The organism is Algorimicrobium algoritergicola, assembly GCF_008086165.1.
GTDB lineage: Bacteria > Bacteroidota > Bacteroidia > Flavobacteriales > Flavobacteriaceae > Algorimicrobium > Algorimicrobium algoritergicola.
The window spans coordinates 1-3,330 of the sequence record NZ_VSKL01000016.1 but is presented as its reverse complement, the minus strand read 5'-3'; the positions used below and the strand labels follow the sequence as shown (position 1 = coordinate 3,330).

At 37.0% G+C, this 3,330-nt stretch carries 3 protein-coding genes; 2 read left to right on the top strand and 1 reads right to left on the bottom strand.

Annotation, left to right across the window (positions count from 1 at the left end):
- Positions 1–502: 502 nt before the first annotated feature.
- Positions 503–1,279: a LexA family transcriptional regulator gene (locus ES675_RS16240; protein WP_066257312.1), complete on the bottom strand. Its 777-nt coding sequence runs from the start codon at positions 1,277–1,279 to the stop codon at positions 503–505.
- 96 nt (positions 1,280–1,375) lie between these two features.
- Between ES675_RS16240 and ES675_RS16235 the strand changes: the two genes are divergently transcribed.
- Together ES675_RS16235 and ES675_RS16230 are read left to right on the top strand one after the other, a co-directional pair.
- Positions 1,376–1,906: a hypothetical protein gene (locus tag ES675_RS16235; RefSeq protein ID WP_066257310.1), complete on the top strand. Its 531-nt coding sequence runs from the start codon at positions 1,376–1,378 to the stop codon at positions 1,904–1,906.
- A 3-nt stretch (positions 1,907–1,909) separates the two neighbouring features.
- The coding region (locus tag ES675_RS16230) for a hypothetical protein (RefSeq protein WP_197503542.1) at positions 1,910–3,330 on the top strand (1,421 nt) is incomplete at its 3' end.

Sequence of the window (3,330 nt, the reverse complement as noted above, 5' to 3'; positions counted from 1 at the left end):
TACCCCCCCAAAAACGTTTTGCCCAAATAAATAAACAGGATAAAAATCGGCTAAACCTTTGCGTTTAAAGGGAATTAGCTAATTACGTGCGCATTTAAGGCTCTTCTACGAAAAGCCCAATTAGAGATATATACCGTTATTTTACCGCTATTTTAAAAGCTATTTAAACACCTTTTAAATATCATTGCGACTTCCCGTATGATTTTAAAGCCAAAACCGCACCATATAAGCGGTTTTGGCTTTTTTGTTTAGAATTTAATACTTGTGAATACTATCAAAAACGTTGTTTAAATAGCCTTTTCGATTTTTAGTGAATAGGAGTATAGCGTGTACCAAAGGGTGTACTAAAGGGTGAACTATTTATGTTAGTTATTTATCTGAACAAATACCCCTAATGCAAAAAAATGAATGAAAAAACCACAAAAAAAGGGTTTAAATAACCCCCTAATGCATTAAAAAATATGTATAAATATTGAAAATCAGTTAGTTACACTTTTCCGTGCTACTTTTTAAGCTTATTTTGCATAAGCATTGTTACATCTGCCTCCAGATCGTTTATCCTATCAAATAGAGTTGACGGGTCTAAAAGGTTGAAAAGCATGGCTAAACTTACCTTCCATACTTCCTTTATTTCTTCAGGTTTCAAAATGTAACTTGGAAAATCTGATCTGTTATCACTCTTCAAAAACAAGTTGCCGTATTTTTCTAGCCTATTAATAACGCGCTTTATTACAATGCCATCTTCAGCTATAATAATATAGATTTGATTATCCTTCAACCCATACCAATCCTCCACATACTCGCCTACCACGATGCAACCACTATGTAAAGTTGGTTCCATGCTGTGACCTTTAACCTCAAACATTCGGAATGTGCCATTGTTAAGTCTTGGAAGTCTATATGTTGGTAAAGTGCTTAAATATTCAGGATTTTCAAATCCAGAAACATAGCCAGCTTGGGCGTGAACTGGTACCAGAACCGTGTTCTCATTTCCTTGACTATCTACGGTTATTAATTTAGGAAAATGACTTTCATTAACCGCATGATTCGTGTCTTTTCCGATTTCGTAGGTTTTCTTTAACATACCGCCTTCTCCTGTAAGAAGCCATTCAGGATTTAACTCTACACATTTTGTGTATATCAATTCAGCGTCAAAGGTGTTTCTGGCCTTCCAATTTGATAACGTTTGAGGTGTTATTTCTAAAAATCGTGCAAATTTTGCATCTGATTTGAAATCATAGTACTCAATTATCTTGTTAATTATCAAAGTCTTATCCATAAATAAAATTACAACTACACAAAATGTTTATATTTTATTGTTTTTATACACGATTTGTTTATATATTTGTTCGCACAAAAGAACATTATCAAATATATGAAAGCAGCGGAAATACTCGATATAAAAAACCTAATAAAACGCAATATAGTCAAAGGGGATTATATAACGTTAGGCAAAATGCTTGACTGCGAACATTCAACGGCTCGGATGCGTTTCAATAGAGATAACGAAGAGGCCGTTTTAGCAATGAAGGAAATTGTTGACAATCGGTCTCAACTTATTCAAAAATACAAGTCTGTACAAACCATAAACGGAATACCTGTTGGCTTTGCAATTCTTGATTGCGGTGTTGCAAAAAGCGGTAGACTTTTGATGTTGCTGATTACCAATCATAAAAGTCACGAAATAGTTTATGACAATGCGAGTGATATGGACTCAAAATGCCATGAGTTTATTGAGCGTATTCTTAAGCAAGATAAAGTGGCATCAATTATAACAGACTGTTCAATCGGTTATATACCGAATGTAATCAAAGTTATAAAGTCCCTTAAAATTACGCAATACCACCAGCATAAATTCGCCAGCCGATCTGAGAGCATCATGCAATTATTACTAAAAAGGTACTAAAACATGAAAGACGAATCTCCATTTATCCATTATAAAACCAAGCTATGTGTTAAGGTGCGCTTTCTAACGTCAGATAGAAAACCTCACCCGAATAGCCTGCAGCTTATTTCGTACCGCGCTTTTAAAAAGCGTATGGACAATCCAGACAATACGGAAAAGCAGATGCGTAATGGGTCATGGGGAGGCGGCGCTTTAGTTTTGTATAGTTCGTTAAGCCGCGATTATAAAGATGCGCTAACTACAGAATTTGGAAACCCAAAGGAGGAAATTCAAAAAAGCTGGTTTGCAGACCATTATATATCTGACCGTGAAGCTTTCGACTTCTACGTTGGCCACCGCTACGGAATGAGCAACGAAAAGAAGCTGGATTTAGAAAAGGTTGAGGAGTACACTTACAACGCCTCGGTTCTTAATACCGTGGTCCAAATGAAAAACAACCGCAAAGAATACGCTAGAGCATTAGGATATACAAAGCTTGACATTTGGCAGTCGTTGAGTAATGACGTTAACGCATTTCGCGAAGTCGCCCACACCCTACCACCAAGTAAAGACGGTTTACGACGTAAAGCTACTGCATACGCTAAAGCGATGGAGAATTCCAAAAAGAGCGCTTACAAAGCATTAATTTCTGGTAAGCTTCAGAATAGTAACGCCAAAAAAGTAACCGAAAAGGAACAAATGGCATTGCTAGACGAGTTGATTTCCAAGCATACAAACCTAGACAACGAACTAATTAGCACCATATATAATACGGTAGCCGAACGTATGGACTGGAAAACCATAACGGCCATGACAGTTTCAAACCGTAAGAATAAAAAGAAAGTGGTTTCCCATGCTGGACGTAACGGAAGCAAATCACTAAAAAATAACGTATTAATGCAGGCTAAACGTTTCCGCCCAAAAACACCAATGACTTATTGGACGCTCGATGGTTGGGATGCTGAATTACTTTATCAAAACACCAGCACAAATGACAAAGGCCATCGCGTAACCTCTTACCATAACCGCTTAACGGTTGTCGTTATTTTAGATACCTTCAATAACTACCCAATAGGCTTTGCAATTGGAACTCACGAAACACCAGCTTTAATCAAGCAGGCTTTACAGAACGCCATGCAGCACTCCAGAGAGTTGTTTGGCGAATACTATATGCCGTTTGAAATGCAAATGGATAACTACGCTTTCAAAACCTTGAAATCAACTTATAAAGAGGTTACTAGAAACATTACGCCAGCTTCTGTTGGTAATGCCAAGGCCAAAGTTATTGAGCCATATTTCAACCACATTAACAAAAAATATTGCAAGCTTTTAAATAACTGGTCTGGGCATAACGTGGATTCGGGCTCTAAAAATCAACCGAATGACGAGTATATGAACAAAATTAAAAAGCAGTTCCCTGATCAACTTGGCTGCATCAAACAAAT